Source organism: Escherichia sp. E1130, from assembly GCF_005781065.1.
Classification (GTDB): Bacteria; Pseudomonadota; Gammaproteobacteria; order Enterobacterales; family Enterobacteriaceae; genus Escherichia.
In genome coordinates this window covers 427273-445338 of the sequence record NZ_VATL01000004.1, presented here as the reverse complement: position 1 = coordinate 445338, position 18066 = coordinate 427273, and the positions used below count along the sequence as shown (strand labels likewise).

Here is an 18066-nt window from a genome sequence, read left to right as displayed (position 1 = left end):
TTTTTTAGTGCGCAAGCGGGCTAAATTATCACTGAAGATGATTAATTTAATTACTAAACCATCAGATTGTGGTTTTTTTAGTCACCCCCCCTTGCTGAATGATTCCTGCGTAAAATTTGTCTCGCCGTCGCGTTGCGAGTAGACTTCGTGCCCTTGTTAAAAACTGGAGATTTCACTATGAGCGAAACGGCATCCTGGCAGCCGAGCGCATCCATTCCTAACTTATTAAAACGCGCGGCGATTATGGCGGAGATCCGTCGTTTCTTTGCCGATCGTGGAGTGCTGGAGGTGGAGACGCCTTGTATGAGCCAGGCGACGGTAACCGATATTCATTTGGTCCCGTTTGAGACACGTTTCGTTGGCCCCGGACACTCTCAGGGGATGAATCTCTGGTTAATGACCAGCCCTGAATATCACATGAAACGCCTGCTGGTTGCCGGTTGTGGCCCAGTATTCCAGCTGTGCCGCAGCTTCCGTAATGAAGAGATGGGGCGTTATCACAACCCTGAGTTCACGATGCTGGAGTGGTATCGGCCGCATTATGATATGTACCGGCTGATGAACGAAGTTGACGATCTTCTGCAGCAAGTACTGGATTGCCCGGCTGCAGAAAGCCTTTCTTATCAGCAAGCCTTCTTACGTTATCTGGAAATTGATCCGCTCTCAGCTGATAAAACGCAGCTGCGGGAAGTGGCGGCGAAACTGGATCTGAGCAACGTTGCTGATACCGAAGAAGACCGCGATACGTTGTTGCAGTTGCTGTTTACCTTTGGTGTGGAACCGAACATTGGTAAAGAAAAACCGACCTTTGTTTATCATTTCCCTGCCAGTCAGGCATCACTGGCGCAAATCAGTACCGAAGATCATCGGGTCGCAGAGCGCTTCGAGGTCTACTACAAAGGTATTGAGCTGGCGAATGGTTTCCATGAATTAACAGACGCCCGTGAACAGCAACAACGTTTTGAGCAGGATAACCGCAAACGTGCGGCGCGTGGTTTACCGCAGCATCCAATCGACCAAAACCTCATCGAAGCTCTGAAAGTCGGTATGCCTGACTGCTCCGGCGTAGCTCTGGGCGTTGATCGTCTGGTGATGCTGGCGTTGGGCGCGGAGACGCTTGCGGAAGTGATTGCCTTTAGCGTTGACCGGGCATAATTCTGAAAAATCATCTAATTAACCACACAGAATGGCGCTGTAACGCCATTCTGTAGCAGATGTTTTCATTTTTCTGCTAAAGGCCACAATTTAAGACTGGATATTTGCTATCATCCAGGTATCAATTCTGTATGTTTTTTTATTGCGGCCCGTCAATCGATGGGTAGTGCAGTTCAGTGCGCGCGTTTTATACATGTGCTAAAACGAAGGATAATTTCATGCCTCACACGATAAAAAAGATGAGTCTGATAGGACTCATATTGATGATCTTTACCTCAGTATTTGGGTTTGCCAATAGTCCGGCAGCTTATTATTTAATGGGGTATAGTGCGATTCCCTTTTATATATTTTCTGCATTATTATTTTTTATACCATTTGCCTTAATGATGGCAGAAATGGGCGCGGCCTATCGCAAAGAAGAAGGCGGCATCTATTCCTGGATGAATAATAGTGTCGGACCACGTTTCGCCTTTATCGGCACATTTATGTGGTTTTCCTCTTATATCATCTGGATGGTGAGTACCTCAGCTAAAGTCTGGGTACCATTTTCTACGTTCCTCTACGGTACCGACATGACTCAGCACTGGCGCATTGCTGGCCTGGAGCCAACGCAGGTAGTGGGTCTGCTGGCGGTGGCATGGATGATCCTGGTTACCGTGGTTGCCTCAAAAGGGATTAATAAAATTGCTCGTATTACTGCAGTAGGTGGTATTGCAGTAATGTGTCTTAATTTAGTATTACTGTTAGTGAGCATTGCCATTTTGTTATTAAATGGTGGCCATTTTGCACAGGATATTAATTTCGTGGTATCGCCGAATCCAGGATATCAATCCGGTCTGGCGATGTTATCGTTTGTGGTATTTGCCATTTTCGCTTACGGCGGAATTGAAGCGGTTGGTGGTCTGGTAGATAAAACAGAAAACCCAGAAAAGAACTTTGCCAAAGGTATTGTTTTTGCCGCTATTGTTATTTCAATCGGTTATTCGCTGGCGATATTTTTATGGGGCGTCAGCACTAACTGGCAGCAGGTATTAAGTAATGGTTCCGTTAACCTCGGCAATATCACCTATGTGTTGATGAAAAGTCTGGGGATGACGCTGGGTAACGTGCTGCATTTGTCACCTGAGGCGTCATTGTCGCTGGGCGTATGGTTTGCGCGTATTACCGGGCTTTCGATGTTCCTGGCTTACACCGGCGCGTTCTTTACTCTTTGCTACTCGCCACTAAAAGCGATCATCCAGGGTACGCCGAAAGCGTTATGGCCGGAACCGATGACGCGCCTGAACGCCATGGGCATGCCGTCTATCGCCATGTGGATGCAGTGCGGGCTGGTTACTGTCTTCATCCTGCTGGTTTCGTTTGGCGGTGGTACCGCATCAGCGTTCTTTAACAAGCTGACGCTGATGGCGAACGTTTCCATGACGCTTCCCTATCTGTTCCTCGCGCTGGCTTTCCCATTCTTTAAAGCTCGTCAGGATCTCGACAGACCATTTGTGATTTTCAAAACACACATGTCGGCAACGATCGCGACAGTGGTGGTGGTACTGGTGGTGACGTTTGCGAACGTTTTCACAATTATCCAGCCAGTGGTTGAAGCCGGAGACTGGGATAGCACATTGTGGATGGTTGGCGGCCCTGTCTTCTTCTCGCTGTTAGCGATGGCGATTTACCAGAATTATTGCAGCAGAGTGGCAAAAAATCCTCAGTGGGCGGCTGAGTAATCAGATGCCCTATCGTCGGCCTGACGATAGGGCGTAATGACAGGGAATGAGTGGGATTTCGTATGCGCTATAGCGAAATTAAACTACGGGTTACCTCATGAGTGCGCGCATGTTTGTCTTGTGCTGCATCTGGTTTGTTGTGGCGATCCCCTGGATACTCATCACTTCCACGCTGGACAAAGAGTGGATGATTGATGAAGGCGGGGTTAAAAACATCTGTGATGTGCTGGAGTATCTGGAAAATGACGATACTCGCGATGTCGGTGTGATATTGACGTTGCCGCTCTTTTTCCCTTTTCTCTGGTTCGCGCTGCGGCGAAAAAAAGGCGGCTGGTTTATGTACGTCACCGCACTTGCGATCTTCGGCTACTGGCTGTGGCAGTTTTTTCTGCGCTATCAGTTTTGCTTGTGAGCCGGATGGGGTCATCCGGCCACAAAGACCTTACAAACTTCCCGCCTGACGACCTTTGCCCGCAGAAGTTAATGTTCTCCCCGTTTGTTTACCGTTGAGTCTTTCCAGACGCATCTGGAAGGGCGGGAATGGCATATCAATACCGTGGGCGTGGAAGCCCGCCAGAATCAGTTGATGGATTTCATGGCGCAGCGGCATGCGGTGACCCATTTCTGCGGCGTAAATACGCAGCTCGAAAATCTGGATCCCTTGCTGTAGATCCACCAGGAAGACTTCCGGCGCCGGGTTATCGATCACCAGCGAGCAGCGGCGCGCAGCGTTGAGCAAGATTTCTGTCACTTCTTCACTGTTGGCATCGGCAGGGGCCGGAATCGTCAGCACCACGCGCGTGACCGAGTCAGAGAGCGACCAGTTGATAAACTGCTCAGTAATAAACGCCTTGTTTGGCACGATAATCTCTTTGCGGTCCCAGTCGCTGATAGTTGTGGCGCGGGTGTTAATTTTCGTTACGCTACCGGTAAGATCGCGGATCGTTACCGTATCGCCAATGCGAATCGGTTTTTCGAATAGGATAATCAGGCCAGAGATAAAGTTGGCGAAAATTTCCTGCAAACCAAAGCCCAGACCAACACCGAGCGCGGCGACCAGCCACTGTAATTTCGACCACTCAATACCAATCATCGAGAAGCCGACCAGCCCGCCAATCAGCATCAGCAGATATTTGGTGATGGTGGTGATGGCGTAGCCCGTACCCGGCGTTAAATCGAGATGCTGCAAGATTGCCAGTTCCAGCAGCGCGGGCAGATTGCGCACCAGTTGCGTGGTGATGATGAACACCAGAATAGCTATCAGCACCGCACCGAGGGTGATCGGCTCCAGGCTTTCTACGCCCTGTACCGTGGAAGTGACATCCCACAGCGAAATATTTTCGAGGAAGCCGAAAGCGGAATGGATTTCTGACCACAGCACAATGACCGAAAGCAGGGCGATCAACATCAGGATTGAGCGCACCAGCCGCAAGGACTGCGCACTGATGGCATCGAGATCGACTTCGCTTTCATCGACTTCAATCGCCCCTTCCGGGCTACTGTGATGATGCGCTTCCTCTTCGCCACGCGCGCGCTGCGCTAACATCTCGGCCCGGCGATGTTTCGCCCGGTCAAAAGCCAGTCTGCGCCGCTGGATTAGCATCCAGCGGCGGATAACGTGGTAAACCACCAACAGCAGGAACCAGATGGCGACCGAGGTTTCAAGCCTTGCTAACAGCGCCTGTGCCGTTGCCAGGTAACCGACTGCCGCTGCCAGAATAGCGACCAGCGGCGCGCCAATCATCATGTTCCATAACATATGGTTGGTAATGTTATCGCCGCTTCCCTCTTTGTTGAGGTACAGCGGGATCCCCGCTTTTTTCAAACTGAGGGTGACCACCGCCAGCGCACCACATATGAGAATAAAGCAAAGCCGTCCCAGCGAACCGGAAAACTCGCGGTCGTCGAGATTATCGAACATCATCAGCGCCATAATCAGCGGCACGATAAGCCCGATGCTCATCAGGTAGTAGCGCATCCCGCGGGAAACACGTTCGCGCGGCCAGCCAAAATGAGCGATAAACAAGCCGTTCGGGCGGGCAAATGTGGCGCAAATCATCACTACCCACAGCAGCGGCACGGTGGCTGTTACGCCATCACCAATCGCTACCGCCAGCGGATAAGGCCACGCCTCGCGCAAGCCGTAACCCAGCGTCATCCACAGCACCGGTAACGGTGACGCGACGAGAATCGACCAGAAAAGGGTGCGTAATGTCAGCCAGAAGTGATCCTGAGTCACCTTGCCGACTTTCGCTGCCGAACGTTCGAGAAAACGGGTGAAATAGCGGCGCGAGTAAATACTGCAACCGACCAGAATCAACGCGCCAAACAGCGGCAAAATCGTTTCTTTGCTGGTCAGCATCATGATGCTGGCTTTACCTAACTGGCTGAAGGTGTCCAGCGAAATGAGACGGCGCAGGTCCTGGGCGATTTCCAGCGGCCAGGCGATGGTCATCGGGCGCACGTCAGAGGTCCAGAACAGATAGCGGTGCGTCGCTTCGTTCACCTCTTTCAGCGCATCTTCCAGTTGCCCGTTGGAGACTTTCAGCTTGGTCAGTTCCAGCAGTAGCGTGTCACCACCCTGCAACAATGAGTTCAGCAACTCACGCTGAGTACGCAGTTGTGCTTCGAGAATACGGTTTTGCTCGGCGGTCAGCGGTTTGCCGTCAGCCTGAAGGATTTGTCGCAGTTGAGGTTGTTTATTGAGTAGATCCTCATAGTGCAGCCGTTGAACGCGCAACTGCGCCATTTCGGTATCAAGTTGTTGCGGTTTCGGCATTTCCGGCAGTCGTGCCACCTGCGCTCGCAATGCTTCGCCGAGCAGGTTGGACGCTCCCAGCCATTGTGACTGCTCGCGCAGGGTATTCAGCGCCTGCCGGACCTGTAATGTCTGGCTGGCAGCCTGACGTTGTTGCGAAGCGACGAGATCCATTCGCTGCGCCTGCTGATTCAGCGCTGCCGAAAGCTCGCGGTTAATTTTGAATTGCGCGACGATATCTTTCGGTAAATCGGCACTGCTTTCAGCCAACAACTCGGTGCTTTCCAGCGCCCGCTCCGCCTCAAGCTGGCGTTGGCTGTTCAACTGATTACGTAAGGCCTGCAAATACGCATCCAGCTGCTGGCTCTCTTTTTCCGCCAGCTCAGAGCGCAAGCGCGCTAATTCCTGGCGGTTATTGGCAGACAGCTGCGCCAGCTCCAGTTCATCAACGAGGGCTTTCAGACGTGCGGAGTCAGACTGCAACGCGAAATTTTGTGCCTGATTAAGCGGGGTATTGCCGGTAAGTGTTCCCAGGCGGCGCTCAATTTCATTTAACTGACGACGGGCATCAGTTTGCTGTTGCGGAAGTTGATTCAATGAATCCGCTATCTCGCGGGCGCGTTCCTGCTCTTGCTGGGCCTGACGGCTTTTATCCAGCAACTGACTGCTGACCTGGAGAATTTCCTGATTCAGCGCGTCGGTAGACATTCCCGGCGACACGCTGCGCGGCTCGTCACGCATGTTGTTTAATTGTGCGCGCAGAGTAGCAGAGAGTTTCGGATAATTATCAATGACTTCTTGATATTGCTTGATACGCTCAAGGGAACTTTTTCGTTCCTCAAGCGCATTTAAGGCAGACTGGAGCGCCTCTACGACGTCCGGCTGCGCGGGTTTTGCCGCTTTTGCCTGCTCCAGTTCTTGGGTGATTTGTTTGCTATCGGGGGCCGTCGCGGCGTACGCCCCCCAACTGAGGCACCAGGCCATCAGAAAAGTGATAATCAGGCGCACGTCAGCGTTTCCTTTGATGGATTAGACCTGGTCTTTTTTGTCGTCAACCAATGGGCTGGCGTCGTGTTCTGCTTCGATCTCTTCAGCAGGAAGCGAGGCTGGTTCAGCGTCTGGCGTAACAAAGGTTTCGGTAGATACTGCCAGCGGCTGGCCAATTTTCGTGACAGACAGGCTTTCCAGTTGCTCAACCAGATTCACTTTACCTGGTGCAAACAGGTTGATAACGGTAGAGCCAAGTTTAAAGCGACCCATTTCCTGGCCTTTCAGCAGCGCCACAGAACCGTCGTTTTCCCCGGCAGGCCAGGTCCAGCGTTTGATGATGCCTTCGCGCGGTGGTGTAATGGTACCCGCCCAGACAGTCTCAATGCTGCCAACAATCGTCGCACCAACCAGAATCTGCGCCATCGGGCCAAATTCGGTATCGAACAGGCAGATCACGCGTTCGTTACGGGCAAACAGATTTGGCACGTTCTGAGCAGTGAGATGGTTAACGGAGAAGAGATCGCCCGGCACGTAGATCATCTCACGCAAAATACCGTTGCACGGCATGTGTACGCGGTGATAGTCACGCGGGGAGAGGTAAGTGGTCACAAACGTACCATTGCGGAAAAGATCCGCCATCAGATAGTTGCCCGCCAGCAGGGCTTCGAGGCTGTAATTGTGGCCTTTGGCTTGCAGGATTTTATCTTCTTCGATTTTACCTAACTGGCTGATAACGCCATCGGCAGGCATGACCAGTACATTCGGATCGGTATTGATTGGGCGTACTTCGTCACGCAGCGGACGGACAAAAAATTCGTTAAAGGTGCGGTAGCTGGCAGTATCCGGCTTCTGCGCCTCTTGCATGTCGACTTTGTAGTATTTAACGAACAGATCGATAACCAGTTTTGTCAGCCATCCTGCTCGCTTGCTTGCGCCCCAACCCGCCAGGCGAGTAAGCCATAGTTTCGGCAGAATGTACTGTAGCGAAAGTTTAAATGAATTTAACAAAGTAGCCTCCAGGCCATTGTTTTGTCGTTCCTGATCCGGCGTATATGCCGGATCCTGAAAAAAAGGGGACGATTCTAACGACGGTTAGCTTAATTGTCAGTCATCCGTATCAGAAAAGTTTTTACGCGTTTTTACCTGCGCCATGCTTTCCAGAATACGGTGATAGTTTTCGAAACGGGTTTCCGCGATTTTCCCTTCGTCAACGGCTTCACGGATAGCGCAGCCCGGATCGGTATCGTGTTTGCAATCGCGGTATTTGCACAGACCTAAGTAGTCATGGAATTCGACAAAACCGTGAGTGATTTGTTCCGGCTCGAGATGCCAGAGTCCGAATTCGCGTACCCCAGGAGAATCAATCACATCGCCGCCGTGCGGGAAGTGATACAACCGAGCGGCAGTCGTGGTGTGCTGACCCAGACCAGAGTTGTCAGACACATCGTTGGTCAGGATCTCTTTTTGCAGCCCCAGCAACGCGTTCAGCAGGCTGGATTTGCCAACGCCAGATTGCCCGGCAAAAATGCTGATGCGTCCGGTCAATGCCTCTTCCAGCGGTTTCAGCCCATCCTGAGTATGGCTGGAAACCATCAATACGCGATAACCGATGTTGCGGTAGATATCCATCTGTTCGTTGACGAACGCCATGCCTTCGTCGTCCAACAGGTCAATCTTGTTGAGCACAATAATCGGCTCAATCTGCAAGGTTTCGCAGGCTACCAGGTAACGGTCGATGATATTGAGCGACAGCTCCGGCAAAATGGCGGAGACAATAACAATCTGATCGATGTTGGCGGCGATGGGTTTCACGCCGTCGTAGAAATCCGGGCGCGTTAACACCGAGGTGCGCTCATGTACCGCTTCCACGATCCCTTTGACATTTACGCCTTCCGCCGCCGGTTTACCCGGACGCCAGACTACGCGGTCGCCGGTCACCAGCGAACGGATGGTACGGCGAATATTGCAGCGGTGAACGTCGCCATCGGCGGATTCCACATCAGCGTGCATACCAAAGCGGCTGATGACGATACCTTCATCAGGCTCGCCAAACAGATTGTCGTCGTAGTCGGGCTTCTCCTTAGACGTTTTAAGACGACGCTGGTGATTGGCGTTCACGCGGCGCTGCTGGCCTTTGGAGAGTTTATTTTTACTCAATCGTACAGACTCCTGGTCGCCCCTGATGGGCAAAACATCTATGATACACGCAATTGTGGATCAATATAGTCACTGTGAATGGGTGGAAAATAGCATGAGTGCCAATGAAAACAACCTGATTTGGATCGATCTTGAGATGACCGGTCTGGATCCCGAGCGCGATCGCATTATTGAGATTGCCACGCTGGTGACCGATGCCAACCTGAATATTCTGGCAGAAGGGCCGACCATTGCAGTACATCAGTCCGATGAACAGCTGGCGCTGATGGATGACTGGAACGTGCGCACCCATACCGCCAGCGGGCTGGTGGAGCGTGTGAAAGCGAGCACGATGGGCGATCGGGAAGCAGAACTGGCGACGCTCGAATTTTTAAAACAGTGGGTGCCAGCGGGGAAATCGCCTATCTGCGGTAACAGCATCGGTCAGGATCGCCGCTTCCTGTTCAAATACATGCCGGAACTGGAATCGTACTTCCACTACCGCTATCTCGATGTCAGCACGCTGAAAGAGCTGGCGCGCCGCTGGAAGCCGGAAATTCTCGACGGTTTTACCAAGCAGGGGACGCATCAGGCGATGGATGATATCCGCGAATCAGTTGCGGAACTGGCTTACTACCGCGAGCATTTCATCAAGCTGTAAAATTTTTCCTGGTCACGTAACCGCCGGAATACACTTGCGGCGGCGTGATTTTGACGCTAAATTGAACGCCTTGCTGATAATTTCAGCACTTGAGATAAAAATTCTAAAAATTTTTTTTAGGGGGGTTGCAGAGGGAAAGATTTCTCGTATAATGCGCCTCCCGTAACGACGCAGAAATGCGAAATTACGAAAGCAAAAATTAAGTAGTACGCGGGAATAGCTCAGTTGGTAGAGCACGACCTTGCCAAGGTCGGGGTCGCGAGTTCGAGTCTCGTTTCCCGCTCCAAAATTTGAAAAGTGCTGTAAAGCACAGACCACCCAATCGCAGTATTTCGAATTGCGACAAGGCGGCAACTGAACGAATCCTTGGGGACTTACAAAAGTAAGTGACTAAGGTGAGTGAAGGCAGCCAAGGCAGTAGCAGTTCGAAAGACGAAGATTAAGCGGGAATAGCTCAGTTGGTAGAGCACGACCTTGCCAAGGTCGGGGTCGCGAGTTCGAGTCTCGTTTCCCGCTCCAAAATTTGAAAGTGCTGCAAAGCACAGACCACCCAAGCGGGAATAGCTCAGTTGGTAGAGCACGACCTTGCCAAGGTCGGGGTCGCGAGTTCGAGTCTCGTTTCCCGCTCCAAATTCTTCCCCCAATAAAATATCCACAGCGACGCGATGCGTTATTGCTGGTTTTTGTTGCCTCTGACAAACTCTTGTAAACAGAGTTATCCACAGGTCCGGGCTGTAATCTTAATTTCAGAAAAACTTCGCACGGTGAATAGTAATTTTTTAACTTGTTGATATATAAGTTGAAAATTAAGATTGTATTTTGTCGTATCGATCACTTGACGATGATATTCGTCTTGAATTGCAATGCGTTTTTATTTTTATTCACAAGCTGTGGATGAATCAGGCGTCACGTGGTAGTCCCTTTTCAATTACACGAACCAGACGCTGTTTTTTCGGTAATTGCACTTCGACCACGCACGCATTTCGTCTCTCAATTTGCTGCGCAATCGCCCACGCTATATGCTCATCAAGAAGTGGGTGCTCACCTTTACGACTTTCCAGCGCCGTCAGAATCGCTTCATCCCAGGGCGCATTGCCTAATGCTACGGCGATATTACGCAGCCAACGCAGGTGACCTATACGGCGAATCGCCGATCCTTCCGTGACTTTTAAGAATTTCTCTTCGCTCCATGCAAAAAGCTCAATGAGTTCCGGTGCGTGTAGTGGTTTGCGCGGGCTGAAATCGTCTTCAGTTGTCAGTTGTGAATAGCGATTCCACGGGCAGATAAGCTGACAGTCATCACAGCCGTAAATACGGTTTCCCATTAACGGTCGCAACTCTTCCGGGATAGCCCCTTCCAGCTCAATCGTCAGATAAGAAATACAACGGCGAGCATCGACGGTATATGGCTCGACGATGGCGCCGGTCGGGCAAATCGTCATACAGGCCACGCATTTACCGCATCCTTCCTCGACCGGTTGATCCACGGGCAGAGGAATATCGACCAGCAATTCACCTAAAAAGAAGAACGAACCGGCCTCGCGATTGAGGATAAGTGAGTGCTTACCTGTCCAGCCAAGTCCAGCTTTTTCAGCTAACGGGCGCTCGAGAATAGGCGCAGAATCGACAAACGGTCTAAAATTCAGCGAAACACAATGTTGCTGAATCATCTCGCCCAGCTTTTTGAGTCGGTTGCGCAGAAGCTTGTGATAGTCACGGCCCAGCGCATAACGGCTAACATAGCCGAGTTTGGGATTTTTCAGCGTGCTGGCAAATGCGGCGTTGGCAGGAAGATAATTCATCCGCACGCTGATCACGCGCAGCGTACCGGGCAATAACTCGTGGGGGCGGGCGCGCAGCATACCGTGACGCGCCATCCAGTCCATTTCGCCGTGGTACTGTTTGTCCAGCCATGCTTGCAGTTTGGGCTCGGACTCGCTGAGATCGGTATCGGTAATACCTACCTGCTGAAAGCCCAGTTCCAGCCCCCACTGTTTAATTTTTTGCGCTAACTGATTGAGATCGAGGGGCTCTGACATGACGGACCATACAATGAAGAAAAACCCCGTAAGTATACCACACACCGTCTGGCACGCCGACGATATCCGCCGCGGAGAACGTGAGGCGGCCGATGCGCTGGGGCTAACGCTCTATGAGCTGATGCTTCGCGCTGGCGAAGCCGCATTTCAGGTGTGTCGTGCGGCTTATCCTGACGCCCGCTACTGGCTGGTGCTGTGCGGTCACGGCAATAACGGCGGTGATGGTTACGTGGTCGCGCGGCTGGCAAAAGCGGTCGGCATTGATGTCACGCTGCTGGCCCAGGAAAGTGACAAACCGTTGCCGGAAGAGGCCGCGCTGGCACGCGAGGCATGGTTAAACGCGGGAGGCGAAATCCATGCGACGAATATTGTCTGGCCCGAGTCGGTGGATCTGATCGTCGATGCGCTGCTCGGCACTGGATTGCAGCAAGCGCCTCGTGAATCTATTAGCCAATTAATCGACCATGCTAATACCCATCCCGCGCCGATTGTGGCGGTTGATATCCCTTCCGGCCTGTTGGCGGAAACCGGCGCCACGCCAGGTGCGGTGATCAACGCCGATCACACCATCACCTTTATTGCGCTGAAACCTGGCTTGCTCACCGGGAAAGCACGGGATGTTACCGGACAACTGCATTTTGACTCTCTGGGGCTGGATAGCTGGCTGGCAGGTCAGGAGACGAAAATTCAACGGTTTTCTGCTGAACAACTTTCTCACTGGCTGAAACCGCGTCGCCCGACTTCGCATAAAGGTGATCACGGGCGGCTGGTGATTATCGGTGGCGATCACGGCACGGCAGGAGCTATTCGTATGGCAGGAGAAGCGGCGCTGCGTGCTGGCGCTGGTTTGGTCAGAGTGCTGACCCGCAGTGAAAACATTGCGCCGCTGCTGACCGCACGACCGGAATTGATGGTGCATGAACTGACTATGGACTCTCTTACAGACAGCCTGGAATGGGCCGATGTGGTGGTGATTGGTCCCGGTCTGGGCCAGCAAGAATGGGGAAAAAAAGCCCTGCAAAAAGTTGAAAATTTTCGCAAACCGATGTTGTGGGATTCCGATGCATTGAACCTGCTGGCAATCAATCCCGATAAGCGTCACAATCGCGTGATCACGCCGCATCCTGGCGAGGCTGCGCGGTTGTTAGGCTGTTCCGTCGCTGAAATTGAAAGTGACCGCTTACATTACGCACAACGTCTGGTACAACGTTATGGCGGCGTAGCGGTGCTGAAAGGTGCCGGAACCGTGGTCGCCGCACATCCTGACGCTTTAGGTATTATTGACGCCGGAAATGCAGGCATGGCGAGCGGCGGCATGGGCGATGTGCTCTCTGGTATTATTGGCGCATTGCTTGGGCAAAAATTATCGCCGTATGATGCAGCGTGCGCGGGCTGTGTCGCACACGGTGCGGCAGCTGACGTACTGGCAGCGCGTTTTGGTACGCGCGGGATGCTGGCAACCGATCTCTTTTCCACGCTACAGCGTATTGTTAACCCGGAAGTGACTGATAAAAACCATGATGAATCGAGTAATTCCGCTCCCTGATGAGCAGGCAACATTAGACCTGGGCGAGCGGGTAGCGAAAGCCTGCGATGGCGCAACCGTAATCTATCTGTATGGCGATTTAGGCGCAGGTAAAACCACCTTCAGCCGTGGCTTTTTACAAGCTCTGGGTCATCAGGGTAATGTCAAAAGCCCCACTTATACGCTGGTCGAACCCTATACGCTCGACAATTTAATGGTTTATCACTTTGATTTGTACCGCCTTGCCGATCCCGAGGAGCTGGAGTTTATGGGGATCCGCGACTATTTTGCCAACGATGCCATCTGCCTGGTGGAGTGGCCACAACAAGGTACAGGTGTTCTTCCTGACCCGGATGTCGAAATACACATTGATTATCAGGCACAAGGCCGTGAGGCGCGCGTGAGTGCGGTTTCCTCTGCGGGTGAATTGTTGCTGGCGCGTTTAGCCGGTTAACCTTTAAAAGGTGGCGGGATGATGTATCGCATCAGAAATTGGTTGGTGGCGGCGTTGGTGCTGCTGTGCGCGCAGGCTGGCGCCGCGACGCTCTCTGATATTCAGGTTTCTAACGGTAATCAACAGGCGCGGATAACGTTAAGTTTTAATGGCGATCCTGATTATGCGTTTAGCCATCAAAGCAAACGCACCGTGGCGCTCGATATCAAACAAACGGGCGTGATTCAGGGGCTGCCGTTGTTGTTCAGCGGTAATAATCTGGTGAAGGCGATTCGCTCTGGAACGCCTAAAGATGCACAAACGTTGCGGCTGGTGGTCGATCTTACCGAAAACGGTAAAACCGAAGCGGTGAAGCGGCAGAATGGCAGCAATTACACCGTTGTCTTTACGATTAATGCCGATGCGCCGCCACCGCCCCCTCCAACGCCTGTGGTTGCTAAACGCGTTGAGGCTCCGCCAGTGGTCGCACCGCGCGTCAGCGAACCGGCGCGCAATCCGTTTAAAACAGAAAACAACCGTACCACGGGCGTTATCAGCAGCAATACGGTAACGCGTCCGGCAGCGCGCTCGACGGCTAACACTGGCGATAAAATTGTCATCGCTATTGATGCTGGACACGGCGGTCAGGACCCTGGCGCTATCGGCCCTGGTGGTACACGGGAGAAAAATGTCACCATCGCCATTGCGCGTAAATTACGTACCTTGCTCAATAACGATCCGATGTTCAAGGGCGTTTTAACCCGTGACGGGGATTACTTTATCTCGGTGATGGGGCGCAGCGATGTGGCACGTAAGCAAAACGCCAATTTCCTTGTGTCGATTCATGCCGATGCCGCACCAAACCGTAGTGCCACCGGAGCCTCCGTATGGGTGCTCTCTAACCGTCGCGCCAACAGCGAAATGGCAAGCTGGCTGGAACAGCATGAGAAGCAGTCGGAGCTGCTGGGCGGGGCGGGCGATGTGCTGGCGAACAGTCAGGCCGACCCGTACCTAAGCCAGGCGGTGCTGGATTTACAATTCGGTCATTCCCAGCGGGTAGGGTATGATGTGGCGACCAATATGATCAGTCAGTTGCAACGCATTGGCGAAATTCATAAACGCCGACCAGAACACGCCAGTCTCGGCGTTCTGCGTTCGCCGGATATCCCGTCAGTACTGGTCGAAACTGGTTTTATCAGCAATAACAGCGAAGAACGTTTGCTGGCGAGCGACGATTACCAACAACAACTGGCAGAAGCCATTTACAACGGCCTGCGCAATTACTTCCTTGCGCATCCAATGCAGTCTGCGCCGCAGGGTGCAACGGCACAAACTGCCAGTACGGTGACGACGCCAGATCGCACGCTGCCAAACTAAGGATTATTGATGCCAATTCAGGTCTTACCGCCACAACTGGCGAACCAGATTGCCGCAGGTGAGGTGGTCGAGCGACCTGCGTCGGTAGTCAAAGAACTGGTGGAAAACAGCCTCGATGCGGGCGCGACGCGTATCGATATTGATATCGAACGCGGTGGGGCGAAACTTATCCGCATTCGTGATAACGGCTGCGGTATCAAAAAAGATGAGCTGGCGCTGGCGCTCGCGCGTCATGCCACCAGTAAAATCGCCTCTCTGGACGATCTCGAAGCCATTATCAGCCTGGGCTTTCGCGGTGAGGCGCTGGCGAGTATCAGTTCGGTTTCCCGTCTGACGCTCACTTCGCGTACCACGGAGCAGCAGGAAGCCTGGCAGGCCTATGCCGAAGGGCGCGATATGGACGTGACGATTAAACCGGCGGCGCATCCGGTGGGTACGACGCTGGAAGTGCTGGACCTGTTCTACAACACCCCGGCGCGGCGCAAATTCTTGCGCACCGAGAAAACCGAATTTAACCATATCGATGAAATCATCCGCCGCATTGCGCTGGCGCGTTTCGACGTCACTATCAACCTGTCGCATAACGGAAAAATCGTACGTCAGTACCGAGCAGTACCGGAAGGCGGGCAAAAAGAACGCCGTTTAGGGGCGATTTGCGGCACTGCTTTTCTCGAACATGCGCTGGCGATCGAATGGCAACACGGCGATCTCACGCTGCGCGGCTGGGTGGCCGATCCGAATCACATCACGCCCGCACTGGCGGAAATTCAGTATTGCTACGTGAATGGTCGCATGATGCGCGATCGCCTGATCAATCACGCGATCCGCCAGGCCTGCGAAGACAAACTGGGGGCCGATCAGCAACCGGCATTTGTGCTATATCTGGAGATCGACCCGCATCAGGTGGACGTCAACGTACACCCCGCCAAACACGAAGTGCGTTTCCATCAGTCGCGTCTGGTGCATGACTTTATCTATCAGGGCGTGCTGAGCGTGCTGCAACAGCAGCTGGAAACGCCTTTGCCGTTGGAAGATAACGCCCAGTCAGCACCGCGCCATATACCCGAAAACCGCGTGGCAGCAGGGCGTAATCACTTTGCTGAACCGGCAGTTCGTGAGCCAGTGGCTCCGCGTTACTCTCCGTCTTCATCTCCTGCGCCTGCTGCAAGTAGCGGTAGCCGTCAGGCCGCCCCGTGGCCGAACGCGCAACCGGGCTACCAGAAACAGCAAGGCGATGTGTATCGCCAGCTTTTGCAAACGCCTGCAGCGATGCACAAACCAAAAGTGCAAGAATCGCAGGAACTTACGCTGGCTGCGAATGGTCAAAGCTTTGGTCGGGTGTTGACTATCGTCCATTCGGACTGTGCGCTACTAGAACGTGACGGCAATATTTCACTTTTAGCCCTGCCGGTGGCGGAACGCTGGTTACGTCAGGCGCAGTTAACGCCGGGAGATGCGCCGGTCTGCGCTCAGCCGCTGCTTATTCCGCTGCGGCTAAAAGTCTCTGGTGAAGAAAGATCGGCCTTAGAAAAAGCGCAGTCTGCACTGGCGGAATTGGGTATTGAATTTCAGTCCGATGCGCAGCATGTGACCATCAGGGCCGTGCCTTTACCCTTACGCCAACAAAATTTACAAATCTTGATTCCTGAACTGATAGGCTACCTGGCGAAGCAGTCCGTATTCGAACCTGGCAATATTGCGCAGTGGATTGCACGAAATCTGATGAGCGAACATGCGCAGTGGTCAATGGCACAGGCCATTACCCTGCTGACGGACGTAGAACGGTTATGTCCGCAGCTTGTGAAAACGCCGCCGGGTGGTCTGTTACAATCTGTTGATTTACATCCGGCGATAAAAGCCCTGAAAGATGAGTGATATCAGTAAGGCGAGCCTGCCTAAGGCGATTTTTTTGATGGGGCCGACGGCCTCCGGTAAAACGGCGTTAGCTATTGAGCTGCGTAAAATTTTACCAGTAGAGTTGATAAGTGTTGATTCTGCCCTTATTTACAAAGGGATGGATATCGGGACGGCGAAGCCGAACGCTGAAGAATTACTCGCCGCGCCGCACCGATTGCTGGATATTCGCGATCCGTCGCAGGCTTATTCGGCCGCTGATTTTCGCCGCGATGCGCTGGCGGAGATGGCCGATATCACGGCGGCGGGGCGGATCCCACTGTTAGTGGGCGGTACGATGTTGTATTTCAAGGCATTGCTGGAAGGGTTGTCGCCGCTACCGTCGGCGGACCCGGAAGTACGGGCCAGAATTGAGCAACAGGCGGCAGAGCAAGGTTGGGAGTCATTGCATCGTCAACTTCAGGAGATCGATCCGGTTGCGGCAGCAAGGATTCATCCAAATGATCCACAAAGGCTTTCCCGAGCACTGGAAGTTTTTTTCATTTCGGGTAAAACTTTAACGGAACTGACGCAAACGTCAGGAGACGCTCTACCGTATCAGGTGCATCAGTTCGCCATCGCCCCGGCGAGCCGTGAACTGCTCCATCAACGAATTGAGCAGCGTTTTCATCAGATGTTGGCTTCAGGTTTTGAAGCAGAAGTCCGGGCGCTTTTTGCCCGAGGAGATTTGCATACGGATTTGCCTTCCATTCGTTGCGTGGGTTATCGCCAGATGTGGTCTTACCTTGAAGGCGAAATCTCATACGATGAAATGGTTTATCGAGGTGTTTGCGCCACGAGACAGTTGGCGAAGCGGCAGATAACCTGGCTGCGTGGTTGGGAAGGAGTTCACTGGCTTGACAGTGAAAAACCAGAACAGGCGCGTGACGAAGTATTACAGGTTGTTGGTGCTATCGCAGGCTGAATGTGTACAATTGAGACGTATCGTGCGCAATTTTTTCAGAATCGAAAGGTTCAAAGTACAAATAAGCATATAAGGAAAAGAGAGAATGGCTAAGGGGCAATCTTTACAAGATCCGTTCCTGAACGCACTGCGTCGGGAACGTGTTCCAGTTTCTATTTATTTGGTGAATGGTATTAAGCTGCAAGGACAAATCGAGTCTTTTGATCAGTTCGTGATCCTGTTGAAAAACACGGTCAGCCAGATGGTTTATAAGCACGCGATTTCTACTGTTGTCCCGTCTCGCCCGGTTTCTCATCACAGTAACAACGCCGGTGGCGGTACCAGCAGTAACTACCATCATGGTAGCAGCGCGCAGAATACTTCCGCGCAACAGGACAGCGAAGAAACCGAATAAGGTTTCGGGCTGTTTTTTTTACACGGGGAGCCAGCGATCCTGCGTTCCCCGCTGATCTA

15 protein-coding genes and 3 tRNA genes are annotated in these 18066 nt (G+C 52.7%); 14 read left to right on the top strand and 4 right to left on the bottom strand.

The genetic code is table 11. From position 1 onward, the window contains the following. The first annotated feature begins 177 nt into the window (after positions 1–177). The 3 genes from epmA (at position 178) to FEK66_RS04900 (ending at position 3288) form a co-directional block, all read left to right on the top strand. A complete protein-coding gene (gene epmA / locus FEK66_RS04910; protein WP_000004771.1) occupies positions 178–1155 on the top strand; it encodes an elongation factor P--(R)-beta-lysine ligase in 978 nt (325 codons plus the stop codon). 218 nt (positions 1156–1373) lie between these two features. After that, positions 1374–2876, top strand: coding sequence for a glutamate/gamma-aminobutyrate family transporter YjeM (gene yjeM, locus FEK66_RS04905; RefSeq protein WP_130205971.1), 1503 nt, complete (start codon positions 1374–1376; stop codon positions 2874–2876). A gap of 97 nt (positions 2877–2973) precedes the next feature. Beyond that, on the top strand, positions 2974–3288 hold the full coding sequence (locus FEK66_RS04900; protein WP_130216739.1) for a YjeO family protein: 315 nt from the start codon (positions 2974–2976) through the stop codon (positions 3286–3288). A 30-nt stretch (positions 3289–3318) separates the two neighbouring features. On the opposite strand, the gene mscM is transcribed toward FEK66_RS04900, so the two are convergent. The 3 genes from mscM to rsgA form a co-directional block, all read right to left on the bottom strand. Then, positions 3319–6642, bottom strand: a complete 3324-nt coding sequence (mscM, locus tag FEK66_RS04895) for a miniconductance mechanosensitive channel MscM (RefSeq protein WP_135495135.1) — start codon at positions 6640–6642, stop codon at positions 3319–3321. Between the two features lie 21 nt (positions 6643–6663). Next, the gene (asd, locus tag FEK66_RS04890; protein WP_135495134.1) at positions 6664–7632 is read right to left on the bottom strand and encodes an archaetidylserine decarboxylase; all 969 of its coding nucleotides are present in this window, start codon (positions 7630–7632) and stop codon (positions 6664–6666) included. Positions 7633–7728: 96 nt separating this feature from the next. Next, positions 7729–8781: a small ribosomal subunit biogenesis GTPase RsgA gene (rsgA, locus tag FEK66_RS04885; RefSeq protein ID WP_130205979.1), complete on the bottom strand. Its 1053-nt coding sequence runs from the start codon at positions 8779–8781 to the stop codon at positions 7729–7731. Positions 8782–8875: 94 nt separating this feature from the next. On the opposite strand from rsgA, the gene orn reads away from it, so the two are divergent. The 5 genes from orn to FEK66_RS04860 all read left to right on the top strand — a co-directional run bounded on the left by orn (position 8876) and on the right by FEK66_RS04860 (position 10338). Next, a complete protein-coding gene (gene orn / locus FEK66_RS04880) occupies positions 8876–9421 on the top strand; it encodes an oligoribonuclease (protein WP_064525781.1) in 546 nt (181 codons plus the stop codon). Positions 9422–9631: 210 nt separating this feature from the next. Further along, positions 9632–9707: transfer RNA gene (locus FEK66_RS04875), tRNA-Gly, on the top strand. Positions 9708–9864: 157 nt separating this feature from the next. Next, positions 9865–9940: transfer RNA gene (locus tag FEK66_RS04870), tRNA-Gly, on the top strand. A 35-nt stretch (positions 9941–9975) separates the two neighbouring features. Then, positions 9976–10051: transfer RNA gene (locus FEK66_RS04865), tRNA-Gly, on the top strand. 233 nt (positions 10052–10284) lie between these two features. Then, complete coding sequence (locus FEK66_RS04860; protein ID WP_100699686.1) at positions 10285–10338, top strand: hypothetical protein; 54 nt, start codon at positions 10285–10287, stop codon at positions 10336–10338. Here the strand turns inward: FEK66_RS04860 and queG are convergent. After that, positions 10321–11460, bottom strand: coding sequence for a tRNA epoxyqueuosine(34) reductase QueG (queG, locus tag FEK66_RS04855; RefSeq protein ID WP_130205981.1), 1140 nt, complete (start codon positions 11458–11460; stop codon positions 10321–10323). The genes FEK66_RS04860 and queG overlap by 18 nt on opposite strands. On the opposite strand from queG, the gene nnr reads away from it, so the two are divergent. The 6 genes from nnr (at position 11459) to hfq (ending at position 18007) form a co-directional block, all read left to right on the top strand. Then, on the top strand, positions 11459–13006 hold the full coding sequence (gene nnr / locus FEK66_RS04850) for a bifunctional ADP-dependent NAD(P)H-hydrate dehydratase/NAD(P)H-hydrate epimerase (RefSeq protein WP_135495133.1): 1548 nt from the start codon (positions 11459–11461) through the stop codon (positions 13004–13006). The two genes, queG and nnr, sit on opposite strands and share 2 nt — an antisense overlap. After that, positions 12978–13439 (top strand): tRNA (adenosine(37)-N6)-threonylcarbamoyltransferase complex ATPase subunit type 1 TsaE, encoded by a 462-nt coding sequence (gene tsaE, locus FEK66_RS04845; protein WP_000981977.1) that lies wholly within the window; start codon positions 12978–12980, stop codon positions 13437–13439. The genes nnr and tsaE overlap by 29 nt, the downstream gene beginning before the upstream one ends. 18 nt (positions 13440–13457) lie before the next feature. After that, positions 13458–14795: an N-acetylmuramoyl-L-alanine amidase AmiB gene (amiB, locus tag FEK66_RS04840; RefSeq protein WP_135495132.1), complete on the top strand. Its 1338-nt coding sequence runs from the start codon at positions 13458–13460 to the stop codon at positions 14793–14795. Between the two features lie 9 nt (positions 14796–14804). Then, positions 14805–16670, top strand: a complete 1866-nt coding sequence (gene mutL / locus FEK66_RS04835) for a DNA mismatch repair endonuclease MutL (RefSeq protein ID WP_135495131.1) — start codon at positions 14805–14807, stop codon at positions 16668–16670. Continuing rightward, positions 16663–17613 (top strand): tRNA (adenosine(37)-N6)-dimethylallyltransferase MiaA, encoded by a 951-nt coding sequence (gene miaA, locus FEK66_RS04830; protein WP_001280339.1) that lies wholly within the window; start codon positions 16663–16665, stop codon positions 17611–17613. The genes mutL and miaA overlap by 8 nt, the downstream gene beginning before the upstream one ends. Before the next feature lie 85 nt (positions 17614–17698). Then, positions 17699–18007: an RNA chaperone Hfq gene (gene hfq, locus FEK66_RS04825; protein ID WP_001051883.1), complete on the top strand. Its 309-nt coding sequence runs from the start codon at positions 17699–17701 to the stop codon at positions 18005–18007. Positions 18008–18066: the final 59 nt, after the last annotated feature.